Source organism: Cupriavidus basilensis (assembly GCF_000832305.1).
GTDB lineage: Bacteria > Pseudomonadota > Gammaproteobacteria > Burkholderiales > Burkholderiaceae > Cupriavidus > Cupriavidus basilensis_F.
Window position 1 is genome coordinate 2,040,017 of record NZ_CP010537.1, and the last position, 14,655, is coordinate 2,054,671.

The window sequence follows — 14,655 nt, forward strand, 5'->3', positions numbered from 1 at the left end:
GCCGCGCGGCGCGACACTGTTCCAACTCCTTGCTGAGCTCTTCTATTCGCGCTTGCATGCCTGCCGCTCGTTTCAGTAGCTGTCCGACTTCATACCAGTAGGCATATCCTAGGTCCCCGTCCTCTAAGCCCAATTCGTGGAACTTGCGAAGCGCAGTCTCAAGGTCGATACGGCTATCAGAGTTCATCTCTTCTTCCGCTGATTCTGAGGGGCGGTTGGCGCGCTCCGCGGTAGGCAAGCGTCGAAACGAAACTCCGACTAGGCTGAGAGCGAACCCGACTGCCGGCACGACCAGAAGTGTCGGAGTCGTTGAAAGTGGAGTTCAAAAGTTCTTTCATGGCCAGCAGAGGTACGAAATATTGGTCACCTATGGAAACAGTCGGGCATATTGTTCGGCGGCGGTCTTGGCTTCTTGCACTACCGGCTTAACATCCCCCGCGGATAGTCGTTGAAGCGGTGTAGCCCCACCCAACGCCTCAATCGCGGTCGTGAAGAAGTCGAACATAGACCATGGGTCGACTTTGCCGAGACCACGTATGACCTTTCTGAAGTCGTCGCGAAAAATCGTCGTCGAGAGGAAGAACGCTGGGTAAAAGGCTTCGGGACCAAAGTAGACGCGAAATACTCGCTGCGATTCAACAAGCTTAGCCAGTTTCTTTTCCGTGAGGCCTGCCGAGATGCGGAAGTCATGCATTCGGAGCACTTTGCCTTGAAGCACGAGAGGGTAGCGCTCCGGGTTCGCATTGTGGTACCTACGGGAGCGCCTATTTTCTAGCGCCTGCTTCGACTCAGCTCTAACGCGCTCGCGAAGCCTATCTTCCTCCTCGCAAAGCGCGGGGAAATCGATGCCGTAGACCGTGGCCTGGCCAACGGCCTTGCAAAGATGATTCTTGAAGAGCCGACCAAGCGCCGCATCAGGGATTTCAAGCAGTGTTTCAGCGACCTTCGGGTCGAACAAGATGGCTGCAATCACGGCGCGATGGAAGATGTGGTCCACCCATTCCTCATCGAGCGATGTTTCGTTTTCTGTAGCACGCGTAGAGCGCGGCATGGTCATTCCTTACTTAAGCGAGAGCGTTTGAGCCCGCATGGTCTCCAGACTGCGCCGGCCTTCACGGATAAGCGCGTTCTGCAGGCCGCCGCAGATTTCGAATCTCGCACGTGCTCACCCGTTTTCGAAGCTCAATACTTTCACCAGCCGTGGTCTCTCAACACGCGTACCGAATGCGACAGGCGAACACCGTCTCGTTTCTCCGTCGGCGGTCGAATACCAGTAGTTCACGACACCCTTATCGTTTCCCTCTGCCTCCTGCCACAACCCGCTTACTCGGCAGAGCGTGACGGAAGCGTCATCCTCACTACGAGCCAACAAGTGAACCGAAAAGCTAACATCGCCAAGTTGCAGTACCAATTGAATCAGCGCTTCGGCACCGTCCACCACCCAACCATCCGGGGCCGCGCAGTCCGCACCGCGAGAGGAGGCCACGACAAAGAAGTTCGGCGTGAGGTCCGTCCATCCAACGCAGCGCCACGCAAGAAGTGGCTGCATGAGCCTCTTCTTTATGGGATGTAGCTCTTCCCAACTGCTGTCAGTGAATAGCATGACACCGGCCAACAAGAGTTTTAAAGGTTGAGTTTGGCATTAGCTGCATTTTTTGAGGGACGTATTTGTTGGAGTGACCTCAGCAAAGCTGAGAGTCGGTCCGTCGACGTTGGTCGGTAGCATCATCGATTCTACGAATTACGTAGAGATTCAACAAGCGATTTCTACGATATTCGTAGAATGAAAAAACAGCAGCCAGCGTCTCTATTTGGCCGCCGGCTTCGGACCGCCCGGCGCGACGAGGATATTCCACAAGACAAACTGGGCGTCCAAATTGGACTTGATGAACATACAGCGAGCGCGCGAATTAGCCGTTACGAAACAGGCGTGCACGAACCGCCGTTTGAAATCGCTTTGAAGTTGGCGAAGGTGCTGCGTGTGCCAGCGGCATATTTTTATTGCGAAGACGAAGACCTCGCAGAAATAGTGCTGGCGTGGAGTCGCATATCAAATTCCGAGCGTAAGCGCCTTAGGCAACTGGTTGCAACAATGCTCCCCGAAGGTCTCATCAAATAGCACCACAGAAAACGAGCTGGCTCCGGAACGCTCTCATGTGCCCCGCGACTCGGGCTCAGCGCTTCCCCGTGTGCACAACTTCGCTGCCCACACCACAAGGGTGTGGACAGCCGCCTATCGGCGGTTCCGAAGTTGCACACACTCGAACGCCTGACGCGCCGGCGATGCCGGCTTGCCCTAGTTTCATTTTTTGAAAGTGAAAACGTCGACACCTGACGGTGTTCGGGGTCAGATGCGCGTCGTTCGCTTGTAGCCGGGGCAATAACGCTCATTGCTGGGGGAGCGATTTCTCGCCGTCTCAGGGCGGATAGACAAAAGGAATGTGGGGAAGTTGACTAGGTGACCACGATGGCGGATGTCCATGGGCATCAAGTTCTGAGGTGGATGTCCATACCCCCTTATGCGCGGGTGACACAATGCTCTCCTCGAGGCGGCCTCACGCCTCGGCCCACGCACGACAGTTCATTGATGCCTTTTTTGCGCTTCACTCGTTTTCTTGCCGCCTCGGCATTTGCTTTCGGCGCCCTCCCCCTCCCCGCAACGGCCGCGCAGGCTCCACAGATTGCAGCACGCTCTTACATTTTGCTCGACAGCGGCTCGCATCGCGTCATGCTCGAGAAGAATGCTGACGAGCGTCTACAGCCCGCGTCGCTAACTAAAATGATGACAGCCTACGTCGTGCTTGACGCCCTGAAGGCGAGCACGATCAAGTGGGAACAGTTGGTGCGTGTGGAGGCCAGCGACCTTGCTCATGTGGGCGGCGACGAGGCAACCATGCGCCTCCAGGCCGGCCAGATCATCAGCATTCAGGACCTACTGACGGGTCTCATTGTTGTCTCAGCAAACGATGCGGCAATGGTCCTGGCCCGTACGGTCGCCGGGTCGGAGGACGCATTTCTAGGGAAAATGAACGATTACGCCAATCGTCTAGGGCTGAGTGCCAGTCACTTCGCCACCCCTTCCGGCATTACCACGCCAAACCACTACTCGACTGCCCGAGACATTGCCCACCTGTCGGTGCGCTTGACGGAGGATTTTCCGGTCTACCTGGCCTTCTCCGCTCAGCGGGATTTCAGCTATGGCAGCTTCACCAGACACAACAAGAATCGGCTGCTGGACGATCCAACTATCGATGGCCTGAAGACGGGCCATACTGCCAAGGCAGGCTATTGCCTGGCGGTCACGGCAAAGCGCTCGGTGGCCAAGGGCAAAGCGATGCGACGTGTTTTCGCTGTGGTTCTCGGCGCACCCTCCAACGATGGGCGCTTCGTCGCGGGCAGGCAACTGATCGATTACGGCTTTCATTGAGCCCGCTGCGGCTCTGAGCCGCTCGTCGCTGGGGATGGTCAACGGCAAGCAGCGGTATAGCCCTCTGACTGCATGTTGTGCCGGCGTATGGGGGCGCGCAATGCGAAGCACGAGAACTCCAGGTCGCCGTTGACGGGAGTTTGTGTAATTCCTGGCACGTTAAGACTCTCCCTCACTAGCGGGTTGACGATGCTCACCCCTGCGCTTGGCGAGCGTGATGCGAACCGGTGCCGGGGCAAACGCAGTCTCATGCCGGATGCGCTAACTCCCCTTTGCCCTGCGCCCGCGCGACGTCGGCTTCGCCGGCACACTTCTCCCATACTCATTCCACCACGCTGTCAGCGCCTCCATCGTGGCCCCCAAGCCGCGCGCCTTTGCCGTGATCTCGTACTCGACGCGCGGCGGCACCTCAGCAAACACCGTGCGCGATATTAGGCCATCCGCCTCCAATTCACGAAGCTGTGCCGTCAACATGTGCTGAGTGATCCCCGGTATGGCCTTGCGCAGTTCCCCAAAGCGATAGATCCGCTGGTTGAGCAGCCACATGATTTCCAGCTTCCACTTTCCCGACAGTAGCGCAAATGCCCGGCGCATTTCCTCGTGCATGTTGATCTCATCGCCGCCATTAGTCTTCTTTTCCATACTAACCACCAGTTTTTCATCCTACTTGCTGACTTTTAGCTTAGACGACATTCTGTTGCGTGTCGATGCAATCCCCCAGCTTTAGGAAACCTCATGACTCAAAGTTACGTGTACTGGATCAGCACGGCGCTGCTCTCCTTGCTCTATCTCGCTTCCGCGACGATGTATTTAGCCAAACGGGCTTGGGTTGTCCAGGCACTTACAGACCTTGGCTATCCCGGCTATCTCGTACCGTTTCTCACTGCGGTAAAGCTCCTGGGCGTGGCCGCCATTTTGGCGCGCGTCAGCGCGCCGCTAAGCGACCTGGCCTACGCCGGCATGTTTTATCACCTGCTGCTGTCTGGTTTGGCTCACCTTGGCGTCCGTGAACTGAGAGGTGCGCTGCCTGCGGTAGTCGGCGTTGTGCTGCTCGTTTCGTCGTTCGCAACACAGAACATCGCTCGCGAGACCCCGTCCCCCTACGCTCCATTTGCGGAGCGCCAAACATCCCTCAACTAACGGAGATCAACCATGGCTCGACTCAACGGAAAAGTCGCGATCATCACTGGTGCCAGCCGCGGCATCGCAAAACTGTTTGCCGCAGAAGGCGCCAAAGTGGCCGTTCTTTCGCGCACCCTGGCCAATGTGGATGCGGTCGTTGCCGACATTCGCGCTGATGGCGGAACGGCAATCGGCGCGCTTTGCGACATCGCCAATGCCGGCGAGATTAAGGCAGCGGTGGATAAAGTCGTCGCTACCTATGGCGGGATCGACATCCTCGTCAACAATGCCTTCGACTCATCCGCGCCGTTCTCTTCCATTACCGATCTGTCGACGGAACAGTTGCAGCGCAATTTCGAGATGGGACCGATTGCGTATCTGCGGACGATGCAGGCGGCGTACCCCTACCTCAAGGCGAGCGGTGAAGGACGTGTCATCAACTTCGGCTCAATGGCTGGTGTCCTGGGCTTGGTGGGATATGGTCCGTACAACATGGCCAAAGAGGCAGTGCGCGCTCTCACCCGCACCGCTGCCCGTGAGTGGGGCCCCGACAAGATCACGGTGAATAATGTACTGCCGGTGGCCGAGACATGGGGTCCGGAAACCAACGTCCCTCCGCCGACCAACCCGCTCGGCCGCTATGGTTCGCCGGAAGACGATATTGCGCCTGTCGTCCTGTTCTTGGCGAGTAAGGATGCCCAGTTTTTGACCGGATACAGCCTTACCCCCGACGGCGGCTCGATCATCGACAGCGCTCGATAGCTCGGAGCAACTGTCCGTGGTTCGAACACGTATGCAATGCTATCAAATTTGATCGGGCCACTAGCACCTGAGGCTGTGAAGCGGCAATTGAGAGAGAGATGAAAGTTACCCTTTTCGGAGCGACCGGGAAAACCGGGCCATCCCTTGTAAACGAGGGCCTGCAGCGCGGCTTCGAACTCACCGTCTTTGCACGTTCCAGCAGTAAGTTTGAGAACGCCAATGTGCAGATTGTCCGAGGCGAGTTTACCGATATTGACTTGTTGCGAGACGCAATCCGTGGATCAGATGCGGTGCTTTCGGCGCTGGGCCCTGCCAGGCAGCCACACCCGAAAGGTATGCCAATCACTACGGCGACCCGGGCAATCATCTCAGCGATGGAACGCGAGCAGGTGAAGCGGTTCATCGCGGTCTCGACCGGGACAGCCGCTGATCCTGGCGATGATTTCGACCTCAAGATCTGGCTGCCTGCCGCAATCATCAAGTTCGCGATGCCAAGTGCTTACGAAGATATGATCGGACTTGCAAGAGCGATCCGTATCTCGTCGCTTGATTGGACAATGGTTCGAGCGGCTGTATTGAAGAATCGCCACGCCGCGGAGCAACTCAACGTCGGCTTGTATGGTCACGCCAAGCATTCGCTGACGGTCGCCCGTGAAGACTTGGCCAAATTCATGTTTGATCAAATTGCGAACCACGATTTCGTTCGCCGGGCTCCCGGAATCAGCACCCGACAATGACTTCGGGGAGGAGACCGCTAAGCGCTTAACTGCCCGGCCCAGTGTTCATGAACGCTGATTTTCCGTCCTGCTTACAAAGCGGTAAAACACATCGATTTCCGGGACTGTTGGGAGTTGCACCGCCTTTCAGTCACGAACTGGACTCTCGGCGCATGAATGATGAGCGACCAAGAGTGTCGTACGGGACGGCGGCATTTGACGTCGGTGAAGGGCGCCTCCTACGGCCGTTCTCGTCAGTCCACAGCGCTGCCTCGAACTCTAATGGATGGCCTCGGCACGCAGCAGCTTCCACGTGCCAATTTGGTGGTCGAATACGGCCCCATCGGGAGCCACCGCAGATCGCACATCCCAAAATTGATACCGGTCTGCCTTCCCGCCGATGGCGATAGTTTGTCCGCGGGCAATGCTCGCGCCCTTCACCAACAAATGCCGGGTAATGATTCCGACAACATTCGCACAGTTTGGGATTTCGGCCGGGGCACTGACTTCCTTCATCCCAAAATTATGCATACCGCAACTATAGGCACCGCTGCCGGCCCCATCGACCGTCACGACAAACGCCCGAAGAATCCCATCGACGCCCTCGCTCGCGAAGTCCAGCCATTTTTGCGGCGTATGGGCAATGCCGACGTGCTCGACGAGCACACCCAGCGCCCCAGCTTGAACCACAGCGCTTGCCGCAGCCATCAGATGCATCATCCGATGCAAACTGCCCCCCGCGCCCTTGATAATGACGCACGACGCGTGCTGCCTCACTGCACGCATCTCGCTGGTGTCGTGCCAGTGCAGACCAAAACACCAAAAATCCAGCACGGTATTCCTACGACGTCCTTTCCGAAACTCGATGAGGACGCTCTCCCCCGTGTGCAAATCCGTGAGCATGCCGTCAACAAGACGATACTTTGGCGCTTGAGAACTTAGCGCGGATAGAAATTCGGCACGGGAGACCCACGCGCCCGGAAGGGAAAGAACAACGAGAGAGTTTTGCATCGGACGGCTACATGAAAGTTGTCGAAGCGGCGGCGGAGCGATGCTCGTCACATACCAACTTCGATTTGATCTAATCGACAAAGCAAGGCGTCGGTTAGCCAGGACAGGAAAGCGCACCATCCGCCGTGTGAGAGACCCTGGCCGTCAGGCGTATCGATCAGCCACCCCGACGACTGGCCCGGCGCGCAATCGAGTTGCCACCGTAGCCATCGACGGAGAGGCACCGTGAACTCCGACGGCACGTCGTCAAGGCGGATGTATTCTTCGGGTTCAGATTTGATGGTTTGCAGTCCGCCCGGCAACCAATTCGCCAATGCGCAGTGTCGTTGCGCTGGTGTCGACGTTCGTTCCTCCCTCGGAGGATCTTCGTAACCTACGGTCACCGCCGTCACGCAATCTTCGCAACTGAGCGCACCATCATTCTTTGCGCGTTGGATGTTGCGCAGAATCTCCTGCGTGCGAAGAAACTGGCGCTCGGAAATCTCCCGGGTCGCCCGGAGCCGGCGATTCGCCCGGTACAACGTTTCCAGCGGGTAGCGTTGGGCGAGTTGGACCACATCAAACAGGGTCGGACGCGCGAGGATGATAGGGATTTCCGCCGGGGTGCCGCGCAGTTTGGGGTTGGACCATAGGTGTGCACCCGCGCGAAACGCCAGGTCTCGGAATACAAATTTTTCAGCCATGGTACCCCTCCCAGCAACTCGAAACCGTCTTAGATCGACTCGCGCGATAGCACGGTGCCCTGCGGCACGTCCTCCGAACGATGCATCGTGCGCTTAACCGGTGCCACGACGCTAAGCGCCATGCCGACCAATTGCATTGGGCGAACGAGGTCCCGTTCCACATTGTCTAGCGATGCGATGGTCCGGAACGTTGTGCGCGGCCCCGGGCCCCGCGCATCGAACTCGTCCATGACGATTCGGTAGGCACCGGTCACCAGCGAATCGCCCGCGATGTTCTCGATCTCAAGCTGCCCAAGTGTTCGGCGGCAGTCTTCCTGTCCGTCTGGAATGAGTTCCACGGTCACGCGTAGCATGGTGTTCACTTCCCGCTGAGCGTGCTTGCGGCCATCCCCTGCAGTCGCTGGGTCAGGTCGCACCGTGTCGACGCGCTCGCAAGCCCCAGCGCCCCATCCGTCTCGACCAAGTGGTCGCGCAGCGCGACGGGCCAGCCCTCGCTGTCGTCGTCGATGGCCAGCCAATGTTCGGCCCGCAGCCCAGATCGCGCAACGTATCGCGCGATCTGGGCATACCGCGTGAGTTCGCTGAACCAGCTCGCGTCGATGCGGTGCGCACCCTCATGGTGTCGCGCCATGGCCGAATGCCAAGTAGCGCCGATCACGCGCGCCTGCAACGCAGCGGGCAGATAGGCTTGGGTTCGGCTGAAGCTCTTGAGCACGCGCACCCACGACGTGGAGAGAACAATCTGGACCTGGGGATAGGGGGCGAGAGCTTCCACGAGAATCGGCGCCCACATGAACAGCGAGCCTGCCGCACGCAATTGAGGCCGGCCATTGACCAGATAGGCCGCATCGGGGTGCAGAACACCGTCGTAGTCCAGAAACAAAATCATCGTGCATCGTGTCGTTGCGCTGACGCAGGGCAATGCGTAGCCGCTCGTGCCTGCCGCCCCAGATCCGCCGTTCGGCGGCAGGCCCTCTCGGTGCTATGCGCGCGGGGCGGCGATCGGTGTGCGCAGCAGTGTGACGCCGCGCGAAGCCCTTGGTTAAGGGCCGCTGCAAAGGCGGCATTGTGTCTCAACGACTACAGAATGAGAAGACCTTGACGCAAGAATATGTTCGGAAAGCCTTGTCTTTCATGGAAACGGCGAGCTTATATAGCAGGAAAATATTGTGACTCAACGACCACTGACAGATAAGGGAACGGTCCGCAATATGGACGCATGTCCCGTGTCCATCAGCCCTCCGCTCGTGAATTGCTCGCCCTGAATATTCGGCGACTGCGCGCGGCCTATGCATGGACGCAGGAAGATCTGGCCTGGCAAGCGGACATGGACCGTTCGTTTCTGGCACACGTCGAAAGGGCGGCCCGCAATTTGTCGATCGACGTCATTGAACGGCTGGCGCTCGCCCTGGAAGTCCCGGTCGCGGAACTGTTTCGCGTGCCAGACGTGACGCCCCCGCGCAAGCGCGCCCCGCGTCATTGAGCCAGGGGCGTTTGGCGCAGATTCCTCAGTCGATCTGAAAGAATTCCGGCTGCTGTCCGGCGTTGATGGCCCGCTGAAACCAGTCGGGACGCTCCCCTCGCCCATCCCAGGTTTGCCCCTCGGCATTTTGCGGTAGCGTGGCCGTGCCGCTGTGGGCGCGAAACAGCCGGCCGCCAATAAATCGGCCAGTGTCAGGCCCGATTGCGCCATCTTGATACGCACCCAGCGAATGGCGTCGGCGCGGGCAATCTCATGGGGCGCGTGCATGGGCGGTGGCTCGAAGCGGTTAGGCGGCGGCCTTGCGCCGTGCCCCGGATCGCACCTTGGCGCCGTCGCGCCAATTGCCCAGCAACTCGCGCGACAGGTCCCGTTCAGTCTCGGCACGCTCGGCCCGCCGGGTCATTTCTGCCAAGGCCTCCTGGGCGGCACCCAGTTGTTGCTGTCCGCTCTCCTGCGCGTCCTGCAGCGCCGCGCAACGTACCTGCGCCGCCTGCGCCTGGGCTTGCCAACTACCCAGCGCTTCGGCCGCGGCCACCGCTTCCTGCCGCTGCATGTCGCGCAAGCGATCCACCTCCACCCGCGCCGCATCGAGTCCCCGGTCACTCTGGCGCCGCGCCGTGCGTTCCTGGTCCAATTCCAGTTGGGCACGCCGCACGGCAGCGTCCCCGCGCGCCTCCATCGCTTCGAGTTGCTCGCGCATGCGCTCCAGCTCCGCCAGGAAATCACTGCGCGCGGCGCCCGCCTGCTCGCGCGCCGCCAGCAGTTCGCTCTGCAAGGCCTCCCGGTGCGTCGATGCGGCTGCTTCGGCGCCGCGCGCCTGCGCCACCTGCTCCTGCAACTGGCGGCATTCAGCCCGCAACGCCTCGCGCTCGCGCTCGAGCGCGGTGAGCGCGGCTTGAGCGTCGGCGAAAGCCATCTGCGCGGCATCCCGCTCGGCCGCGACGACTTGCTCCTGCGCCTCTATGTCTTGGCGCGTCGCGGCGAGTTCGGCCAAGACGGCTTCGCCGGCGGCGCGCCAGATGGTCTGGACGGCGTCGGCAGCCACCTGCTTCAGGCTGTCGGGGAGATCGGGATGGTCAATCGTGACCCGCGAACGGGCGCGCAGGTCTTGCCAGAACTGCTGCAGCGCCTGGGCCGGCGTGCCCATGCTGCCCTTGCGCACCAGTTGATAGAGCTTGTTGGTGGTGGGCGTGATGCCGTAGCGAAAGAACAGCAGCCCGCACACCTCGCGGTAGAGCGTGCGCGTGTCGGCGTGAAGGTGCCGCAACTGCTCGACCTCGGCTTCGAGGCGAAGGGGATCTACAGCGTCTGGCGTCATGGTCGAGCACCTTTTTGGACATTCAGAGTTAAATATTACTACGTAATACGTAGTGGATAACAAGATTCGTGTAAAAGTTTAGACATAAGTACGCTTATGTCTATAATATTGGCTCGAATCGCCTCCCCACGCTGCCCCTGTCGGTATGCATAAATTTGTGCCCTCTTTTTGCAGAATTTTGTTCCCGACCCCCATGGGCACGCCTGGCTGGCGCGCTGGAGCGCACGCACCGGCGGCAGGCGCGGCGTGACTCGGCTAGCTTGCGTGGCACGCCTGACGGCGAACGTCATCGCTTTGCGCAGCTGAATCCCGTCCATCGGATCGCCCCGCGCCGTCGGCGGGGTGAAGGCTGACGACGGACCGATGCGTTGGGGGAAGGTACAAAATTGCTTCAAGTGTCGGCTGGGGGAACAATTTCTTGCAGCGTTTCTCGACGCAATATTGTTACCATCGCCCTGCAATCGGCTTGCTGGCGTGCGACCAGCGGGAACAAATTTGTGCAAACCGACGCTTAGGCCGATACACCATGGAACTGCTCCCGATTAAACCTTTGGATGGCCTGGCCGCCCCGCTTCCCACCCCGCTGGAGCGCCTGCGCCTGACCCCGGCGCTGTCCGGCGCGGCCGGCAGCAACCGCGCGCCCGCCAGCGCCACGCGGATCGCCGCGGCCGACGACCTGGCCGCCGTCACCGCCTGGCTCGCGCGCTATGCCGACAGCACCGCGACGCTCACCACTTATCGCCGCGAGGTGGAGCGGCTGATCCTGTGGACCGTGCTCCAGGTGGGCAAGCCCTTGTCCTCGCTGACGCACGAAGACCTGCTCGCCTACGAGCGCTTCCTCGCCGATCCGCAACCCGCCGCGCGCTGGGTGCTGGCCGGCAGCAAGAAGCTTGCACGCGGCCACCCCGACTGGCGCCCGTTTGCCGGGCCGCTGTCGCCGTCCAGCGTGCGCCACGCGATGGTGATCCTGAACGCGCTGTTCGCCTGGCTGACCGAGGCGGGCTACCTGGCCGGCAACCCGCTTGCCCTCGCCCGCCGCCGGCGCGCCCCCACCCGAGCGCGCATCACCCGCTATCTGAGCCACGACCTGTGGGAAACGGTCAAAGACACCGTCGCGGCCATGCCGACCGAGACCGCGCGGGAACGCCGGCACGCCGCGCGCTGCCGGTGGGTGCTGACCGTGCTCTATCTGGGCGGCCTGCGCGCCTCCGAGCTGACGGCGACCCCCATGGGCGCGTTCTTCTGCCGGCGCGATGGCCAGGGCATCGAGCGCTGGTGGCTCGAGGTGACCGGCAAAGGCAACAAGACCCGGCTGGTGCCGGCGACCGACGAACTGATTGCCGAACTCGCGCGCTACCGTCGCGCCCACGACCTGCCGCCTACCCCGCAGTTCGGGGAGACGCGGCCACTGGTGCTGCCGGTGATTGGCAGAGAGGGTGGCGAGAAACCCCTGTCACGCGGCGCGCTGCACCTGATCCTGAAAGAGGTGTTTGGCATGGCCGCGGAGCGCCTGCGGGCGCGCGGGCCCGAGTGGGGGGCGCAGGCCGCGGTGCTGGCCAGCGCCTCGGCCCACTGGCTGCGCCACACCGCCGGCTCGCATATGACCGACCAGCAGGTCGACCTGCGTTATGTGCGCGACAACTTTGGGCACAGCTCGCTGTCGACGACGAGCGGCTATCTGCACAGCGAAGAGGATGCGCGGCACGAGGCCACGCAGGAGCGGCACCGCATCGGATGGATCAGGAAAGCATAAGGCGCGTCAGCACACCAAGCGAAGTGCATTTCCGCACCGATCTGGGATCGCATCAGAGATTGATGCCCAGCCTGATCGCAGGCCTCTACTACTCTTCCAGCCAGGCGTGCTGTCGCCTGGCCGCGTCCTCGCCGATCTTGGCCGTATGGGCCGCTGCCTGTTCAAGCCAAGGCGCATGCGCCCTGGGAACGACCAGCATCGCCAAACCCAGTCCGTCCAACGCACGCAGGGCGTGCTCGAGATTGACGCCCTTGCCGTTCTCGAGCTTGGACAGCATGCCGACCGAGACCCCGCAATGTCTTGCCGCCTGGTCAATGGGCATCCTTTTCCCTGCCCGCGTTGCTCGAATGCGGTCGCCCAGTTGGTGAATGGTGCGAATCGTCGCACGCGACGGTGGCTTCGGATCAGGTAGTGGTCGTGGCATGGAGGTCGTTCTTGCAAAAGGAACACCAGCGTGGAGAGCGGTTTTCTGTGTTGTTTCACTATCGTGAAATTATACTCTCACAATGGCGGCCGGATGCCGGCAAAGATCTGCGCCTGCTAATAAGCACTTCGCAGAGGGTGGCAATTGCAGACACGGCATCGAAAGACCCCAGAAGAGACCGAACACTACGGTCCTGGACGCAACCTCCGTAGTCTCTACTGGGGCCAGGCCCCAACACCTTGACTGCTCTCGGGAGAGCTAGCGTTCTCTTCGCTGCGTCGGACCCGTCGCGATGAAAGGATGCTTAGAAAGCGGTGAAGCCCGTCAACGCGGATATCTCGCGCGTTGTCCGCAAGACCGGTATCAGGACAGGTGGAGGTTGATCGGTGCGAGTTTAACTTGATAGGACTGGGTGAACGATGACCTCATGTCCACGCGTCGCGGGCGCTCAAAGTGAGCGCTCATCTCATGGAAGAGCGCGCATCATGTTTGTTGAGGAAGCACAACAGCGCTAGGCCGGTGAATGCCGCTGCTGCTTCGATTCCAAGCAACATTCGAACGAGATCATTTGGCCACCCGTCAGCGGAAATGCTGACCAGCCGCCCGAGCACCAGGCCGCTGGTGAACACGACGTTGATCCACATCGAGGGCTTTCGCCACGCCTTCGAGAGTAGACCCAGGGCCAGCAACAGACTGATACCGAGATGCATGCCACCGTAGTTGGCACGGATCTCATTGAAGGCATTCACCGAATGGGGTTGCATATCGAGGCCCGCCATTGCCGTAGCGGGGTCGTGAAACGTATGCAAGCCAATTAGCAGGAAAGCCAGTGCCGAAACGGCCAGGTATATTTGAGAGAGGCGATGCATGAGTTGGCTCTCAGGTAGCGGACGTTGACGGAGTGGGTGTCGACTCACTGCCGGTCGGCTCGTTCCTGTCCACCGTCCATGTGTGGATGGGTTCATGACCACGGCGCACCCATTCCGGCGGCCGCCACAGGTGTTGCAGTCGCTGCCACACGGGCCCCGGTGACATCACGTCACGCCACATGTCGACAAACTCGTGGAGATTCAGCACCAGGATATTGTAGGACTTAATCTGTTGGGTGATGCCGTATTGCACCGTCTCCCGTTCTTCTTCGAAAGTGCCAAACATGCGATCGAAAATGATCAACATGCCACCGTAGTTCTTGTCGATATATTGGTCGTTTCGGCCATGATGGGCACGGTGATGGGACGGTGTATTGAAGATGTACTCAATCCAGCCAGGAAGGCGGCGGATCAGTTCGGTATGAATGAAATACTGATAGGACAGATTCACGGCCAGGATGAGTGCGACTGCGGCCGGCGGCACACCGAGGAGCACGGGAGGAAGGAAAAAGATGAAACTCCCAGCGACCACATTGAGCATCGATTGTCGTGCCGCCGTAGTGAAGTTCATGTTCTCGCCGGTATGATGAACGACGTGCGCCGCCCAAAACCAGCGGATTCGATGGCTGGCGCGATGAAACCAGTAGTAGCAGAACTCGACCGACAGAATGATTGGGAGAATGGTCCAACCGTCCACCGGGATATCAAACAAACGTTTTGAATATACCCACGCATAGATGGATCCTGTCACAAGAGCCACTCCCAGGGGCTCCATGATCTGGTAAGTGGTGCCCAATGCGATGTTCGCCCACACCTCTTTCCAGTTCAGTGTCGATTCGGCTCTACGCCTTCGATTGATCAGGGTCTCGAGACTGAATGCAATGATGAAGAGAGGAACCATGCTGAGCATGAACGCCTGCTTCCAATCCACGGACTTCCCAAATATGGAATGCAGCCAGTTCATCATATCGGACGGCAATTTAGACTCCTGTTCGCTTGGCTTGCCGACAGTTTGATCAAACTGGTGACCCTCCGCATTGACAGTCCTCGACACTTTCTTGACACTTCGCGACATTGTTCATTGTCA

General features: G+C 59.9%; 19 protein-coding genes. 7 read left to right on the forward strand and 12 right to left on the reverse strand.

The genetic code is table 11. The features are described from left to right. Positions 1 to 367: 367 nt before the first annotated feature. Together RR42_RS29740 and RR42_RS40080 are read right to left on the reverse strand one after the other, a co-directional pair. Positions 368 to 1,051, reverse strand: a complete 684-nt coding sequence (locus RR42_RS29740; protein ID WP_043355286.1) for a hypothetical protein — start codon at positions 1,049 to 1,051, stop codon at positions 368 to 370. 114 nt (positions 1,052 to 1,165) lie between these two features. Then, positions 1,166 to 1,549 (reverse strand): hypothetical protein, encoded by a 384-nt coding sequence (locus RR42_RS40080; protein ID WP_124684270.1) that lies wholly within the window; start codon positions 1,547 to 1,549, stop codon positions 1,166 to 1,168. Positions 1,550 to 1,783: 234 nt separating this feature from the next. Here RR42_RS40080 and RR42_RS39005 point away from each other — a divergent pair, with 234 nt between their 5' ends. Next, positions 1,784 to 2,119 carry a helix-turn-helix domain-containing protein gene (locus tag RR42_RS39005; RefSeq protein WP_082055155.1) on the forward strand — a complete coding sequence of 112 codons (336 nt, stop codon included), beginning with the start codon at positions 1,784 to 1,786 and terminating at the stop codon, positions 2,117 to 2,119. A gap of 468 nt (positions 2,120 to 2,587) precedes the next feature. Beyond that, positions 2,588 to 3,427: a D-alanyl-D-alanine carboxypeptidase family protein gene (locus RR42_RS29745; protein ID WP_052495066.1), complete on the forward strand. Its 840-nt coding sequence runs from the start codon at positions 2,588 to 2,590 to the stop codon at positions 3,425 to 3,427. 261 nt (positions 3,428 to 3,688) lie between these two features. Here RR42_RS29745 and RR42_RS29750 read toward each other — a convergent pair whose 3' ends face one another. Then, a complete protein-coding gene (locus RR42_RS29750; RefSeq protein WP_043355288.1) occupies positions 3,689 to 4,069 on the reverse strand; it encodes a winged helix-turn-helix transcriptional regulator in 381 nt (126 codons plus the stop codon). A 93-nt stretch (positions 4,070 to 4,162) separates the two neighbouring features. Between RR42_RS29750 and RR42_RS29755 the strand changes: the two genes are divergently transcribed. From RR42_RS29755 to RR42_RS29765, 3 genes are all read left to right on the forward strand, one after another. Further along, complete coding sequence (locus tag RR42_RS29755; RefSeq protein WP_043355290.1) at positions 4,163 to 4,567, forward strand: DoxX family protein; 405 nt, start codon at positions 4,163 to 4,165, stop codon at positions 4,565 to 4,567. A gap of 12 nt (positions 4,568 to 4,579) precedes the next feature. Continuing rightward, positions 4,580 to 5,311 (forward strand): SDR family NAD(P)-dependent oxidoreductase, encoded by a 732-nt coding sequence (locus RR42_RS29760; RefSeq protein ID WP_043355291.1) that lies wholly within the window; start codon positions 4,580 to 4,582, stop codon positions 5,309 to 5,311. A 98-nt stretch (positions 5,312 to 5,409) separates the two neighbouring features. Then, positions 5,410 to 6,048: an NAD(P)-dependent oxidoreductase gene (locus RR42_RS29765; RefSeq protein ID WP_043355292.1), complete on the forward strand. Its 639-nt coding sequence runs from the start codon at positions 5,410 to 5,412 to the stop codon at positions 6,046 to 6,048. 258 nt (positions 6,049 to 6,306) lie between these two features. Here the strand turns inward: RR42_RS29765 and RR42_RS29770 are convergent, their stop codons facing one another. Genes RR42_RS29770 through RR42_RS29785 form a run of 4 tightly spaced genes read right to left on the reverse strand, consistent with a single transcriptional unit; the run spans position 6,307 to position 8,610 of the window. Continuing rightward, a complete protein-coding gene (locus RR42_RS29770; protein WP_066735637.1) occupies positions 6,307 to 7,038 on the reverse strand; it encodes a hypothetical protein in 732 nt (243 codons plus the stop codon). A gap of 47 nt (positions 7,039 to 7,085) precedes the next feature. Continuing rightward, entirely contained in the window at positions 7,086 to 7,721 is a 636-nt protein-coding gene (locus tag RR42_RS29775; RefSeq protein WP_043355296.1) for a hypothetical protein, read from the reverse strand. Between the two features lie 29 nt (positions 7,722 to 7,750). Then, positions 7,751 to 8,074, reverse strand: coding sequence for a hypothetical protein (locus RR42_RS29780; protein WP_066735635.1), 324 nt, complete (start codon positions 8,072 to 8,074; stop codon positions 7,751 to 7,753). Between the two features lie 5 nt (positions 8,075 to 8,079). After that, entirely contained in the window at positions 8,080 to 8,610 is a 531-nt protein-coding gene (locus RR42_RS29785; RefSeq protein WP_043355300.1) for an HAD domain-containing protein, read from the reverse strand. Positions 8,611 to 8,940: 330 nt separating this feature from the next. Here RR42_RS29785 and RR42_RS29790 point away from each other — a divergent pair, with 330 nt between their 5' ends. Beyond that, positions 8,941 to 9,204 (forward strand): helix-turn-helix domain-containing protein, encoded by a 264-nt coding sequence (locus tag RR42_RS29790; protein ID WP_043355301.1) that lies wholly within the window; start codon positions 8,941 to 8,943, stop codon positions 9,202 to 9,204. 25 nt (positions 9,205 to 9,229) lie between these two features. On the opposite strand, the gene RR42_RS39010 is transcribed toward RR42_RS29790, so the two are convergent. Both RR42_RS39010 and RR42_RS29795 read right to left on the reverse strand, forming a co-directional pair. Then, on the reverse strand, positions 9,230 to 9,430 hold the full coding sequence (locus RR42_RS39010) for an H-NS family nucleoid-associated regulatory protein (protein ID WP_373424148.1): 201 nt from the start codon (positions 9,428 to 9,430) through the stop codon (positions 9,230 to 9,232). 60 nt (positions 9,431 to 9,490) lie between these two features. Next, the gene (locus RR42_RS29795) at positions 9,491 to 10,522 is read right to left on the reverse strand and encodes a DNA-binding protein (protein WP_043358190.1); all 1,032 of its coding nucleotides are present in this window, start codon (positions 10,520 to 10,522) and stop codon (positions 9,491 to 9,493) included. Between the two features lie 526 nt (positions 10,523 to 11,048). Here RR42_RS29795 and RR42_RS29800 point away from each other — a divergent pair. Continuing rightward, complete coding sequence (locus RR42_RS29800) at positions 11,049 to 12,275, forward strand: tyrosine-type recombinase/integrase (RefSeq protein ID WP_043355303.1); 1,227 nt, start codon at positions 11,049 to 11,051, stop codon at positions 12,273 to 12,275. An 88-nt stretch (positions 12,276 to 12,363) separates the two neighbouring features. On the opposite strand, the gene RR42_RS29805 is transcribed toward RR42_RS29800, so the two are convergent. From RR42_RS29805 to RR42_RS29815, 3 genes are all read right to left on the reverse strand, one after another. Continuing rightward, a complete protein-coding gene (locus RR42_RS29805) occupies positions 12,364 to 12,699 on the reverse strand; it encodes a helix-turn-helix domain-containing protein (RefSeq protein ID WP_043355318.1) in 336 nt (111 codons plus the stop codon). Between the two features lie 461 nt (positions 12,700 to 13,160). After that, entirely contained in the window at positions 13,161 to 13,568 is a 408-nt protein-coding gene (locus RR42_RS29810) for a DUF4345 domain-containing protein (RefSeq protein ID WP_043355321.1), read from the reverse strand. Between the two features lie 10 nt (positions 13,569 to 13,578). After that, positions 13,579 to 14,643: a sterol desaturase family protein gene (locus tag RR42_RS29815; RefSeq protein ID WP_306418434.1), complete on the reverse strand. Its 1,065-nt coding sequence runs from the start codon at positions 14,641 to 14,643 to the stop codon at positions 13,579 to 13,581. Positions 14,644 to 14,655 lie beyond the last annotated feature (12 nt).

Bases quoted from the DNA above. Each gene is read 5' to 3' on its own strand.
- RR42_RS29740 (WP_043355286.1), bottom strand. From the start codon at position 1,051: ATGCCGCGCTCTACGCGTGCTACAGAAAACGAAACATCGCTCGATGAG.
- RR42_RS40080 (WP_124684270.1), bottom strand. From the start codon at position 1,549: ATGCAGCCACTTCTTGCGTGGCGCTGCGTTGGATGGACGGACCTCACG.
- RR42_RS39005 (WP_082055155.1), top strand. From the start codon at position 1,784: ATGAAAAAACAGCAGCCAGCGTCTCTATTTGGCCGCCGGCTTCGGACC.
- RR42_RS29745 (WP_052495066.1), top strand. From the start codon at position 2,588: ATGCCTTTTTTGCGCTTCACTCGTTTTCTTGCCGCCTCGGCATTTGCT.
- RR42_RS29750 (WP_043355288.1), bottom strand. From the start codon at position 4,069: ATGGAAAAGAAGACTAATGGCGGCGATGAGATCAACATGCACGAGGAA.
- RR42_RS29755 (WP_043355290.1), top strand. From the start codon at position 4,163: ATGACTCAAAGTTACGTGTACTGGATCAGCACGGCGCTGCTCTCCTTG.
- RR42_RS29760 (WP_043355291.1), top strand. From the start codon at position 4,580: ATGGCTCGACTCAACGGAAAAGTCGCGATCATCACTGGTGCCAGCCGC.
- RR42_RS29765 (WP_043355292.1), top strand. From the start codon at position 5,410: ATGAAAGTTACCCTTTTCGGAGCGACCGGGAAAACCGGGCCATCCCTT.
- RR42_RS29770 (WP_066735637.1), bottom strand. From the start codon at position 7,038: ATGCAAAACTCTCTCGTTGTTCTTTCCCTTCCGGGCGCGTGGGTCTCC.
- RR42_RS29775 (WP_043355296.1), bottom strand. From the start codon at position 7,721: ATGGCTGAAAAATTTGTATTCCGAGACCTGGCGTTTCGCGCGGGTGCA.
- RR42_RS29780 (WP_066735635.1), bottom strand. From the start codon at position 8,074: ATGCTACGCGTGACCGTGGAACTCATTCCAGACGGACAGGAAGACTGC.
- RR42_RS29785 (WP_043355300.1), bottom strand. From the start codon at position 8,610: ATGATTTTGTTTCTGGACTACGACGGTGTTCTGCACCCCGATGCGGCC.
- RR42_RS29790 (WP_043355301.1), top strand. From the start codon at position 8,941: ATGTCCCGTGTCCATCAGCCCTCCGCTCGTGAATTGCTCGCCCTGAAT.
- RR42_RS29795 (WP_043358190.1), bottom strand. From the start codon at position 10,522: ATGACGCCAGACGCTGTAGATCCCCTTCGCCTCGAAGCCGAGGTCGAG.
- RR42_RS29800 (WP_043355303.1), top strand. From the start codon at position 11,049: ATGGAACTGCTCCCGATTAAACCTTTGGATGGCCTGGCCGCCCCGCTT.
- RR42_RS29805 (WP_043355318.1), bottom strand. From the start codon at position 12,699: ATGCCACGACCACTACCTGATCCGAAGCCACCGTCGCGTGCGACGATT.
- RR42_RS29810 (WP_043355321.1), bottom strand. From the start codon at position 13,568: ATGCATCGCCTCTCTCAAATATACCTGGCCGTTTCGGCACTGGCTTTC.
- RR42_RS29815 (WP_306418434.1), bottom strand. From the start codon at position 14,643: ATGTCGCGAAGTGTCAAGAAAGTGTCGAGGACTGTCAATGCGGAGGGT.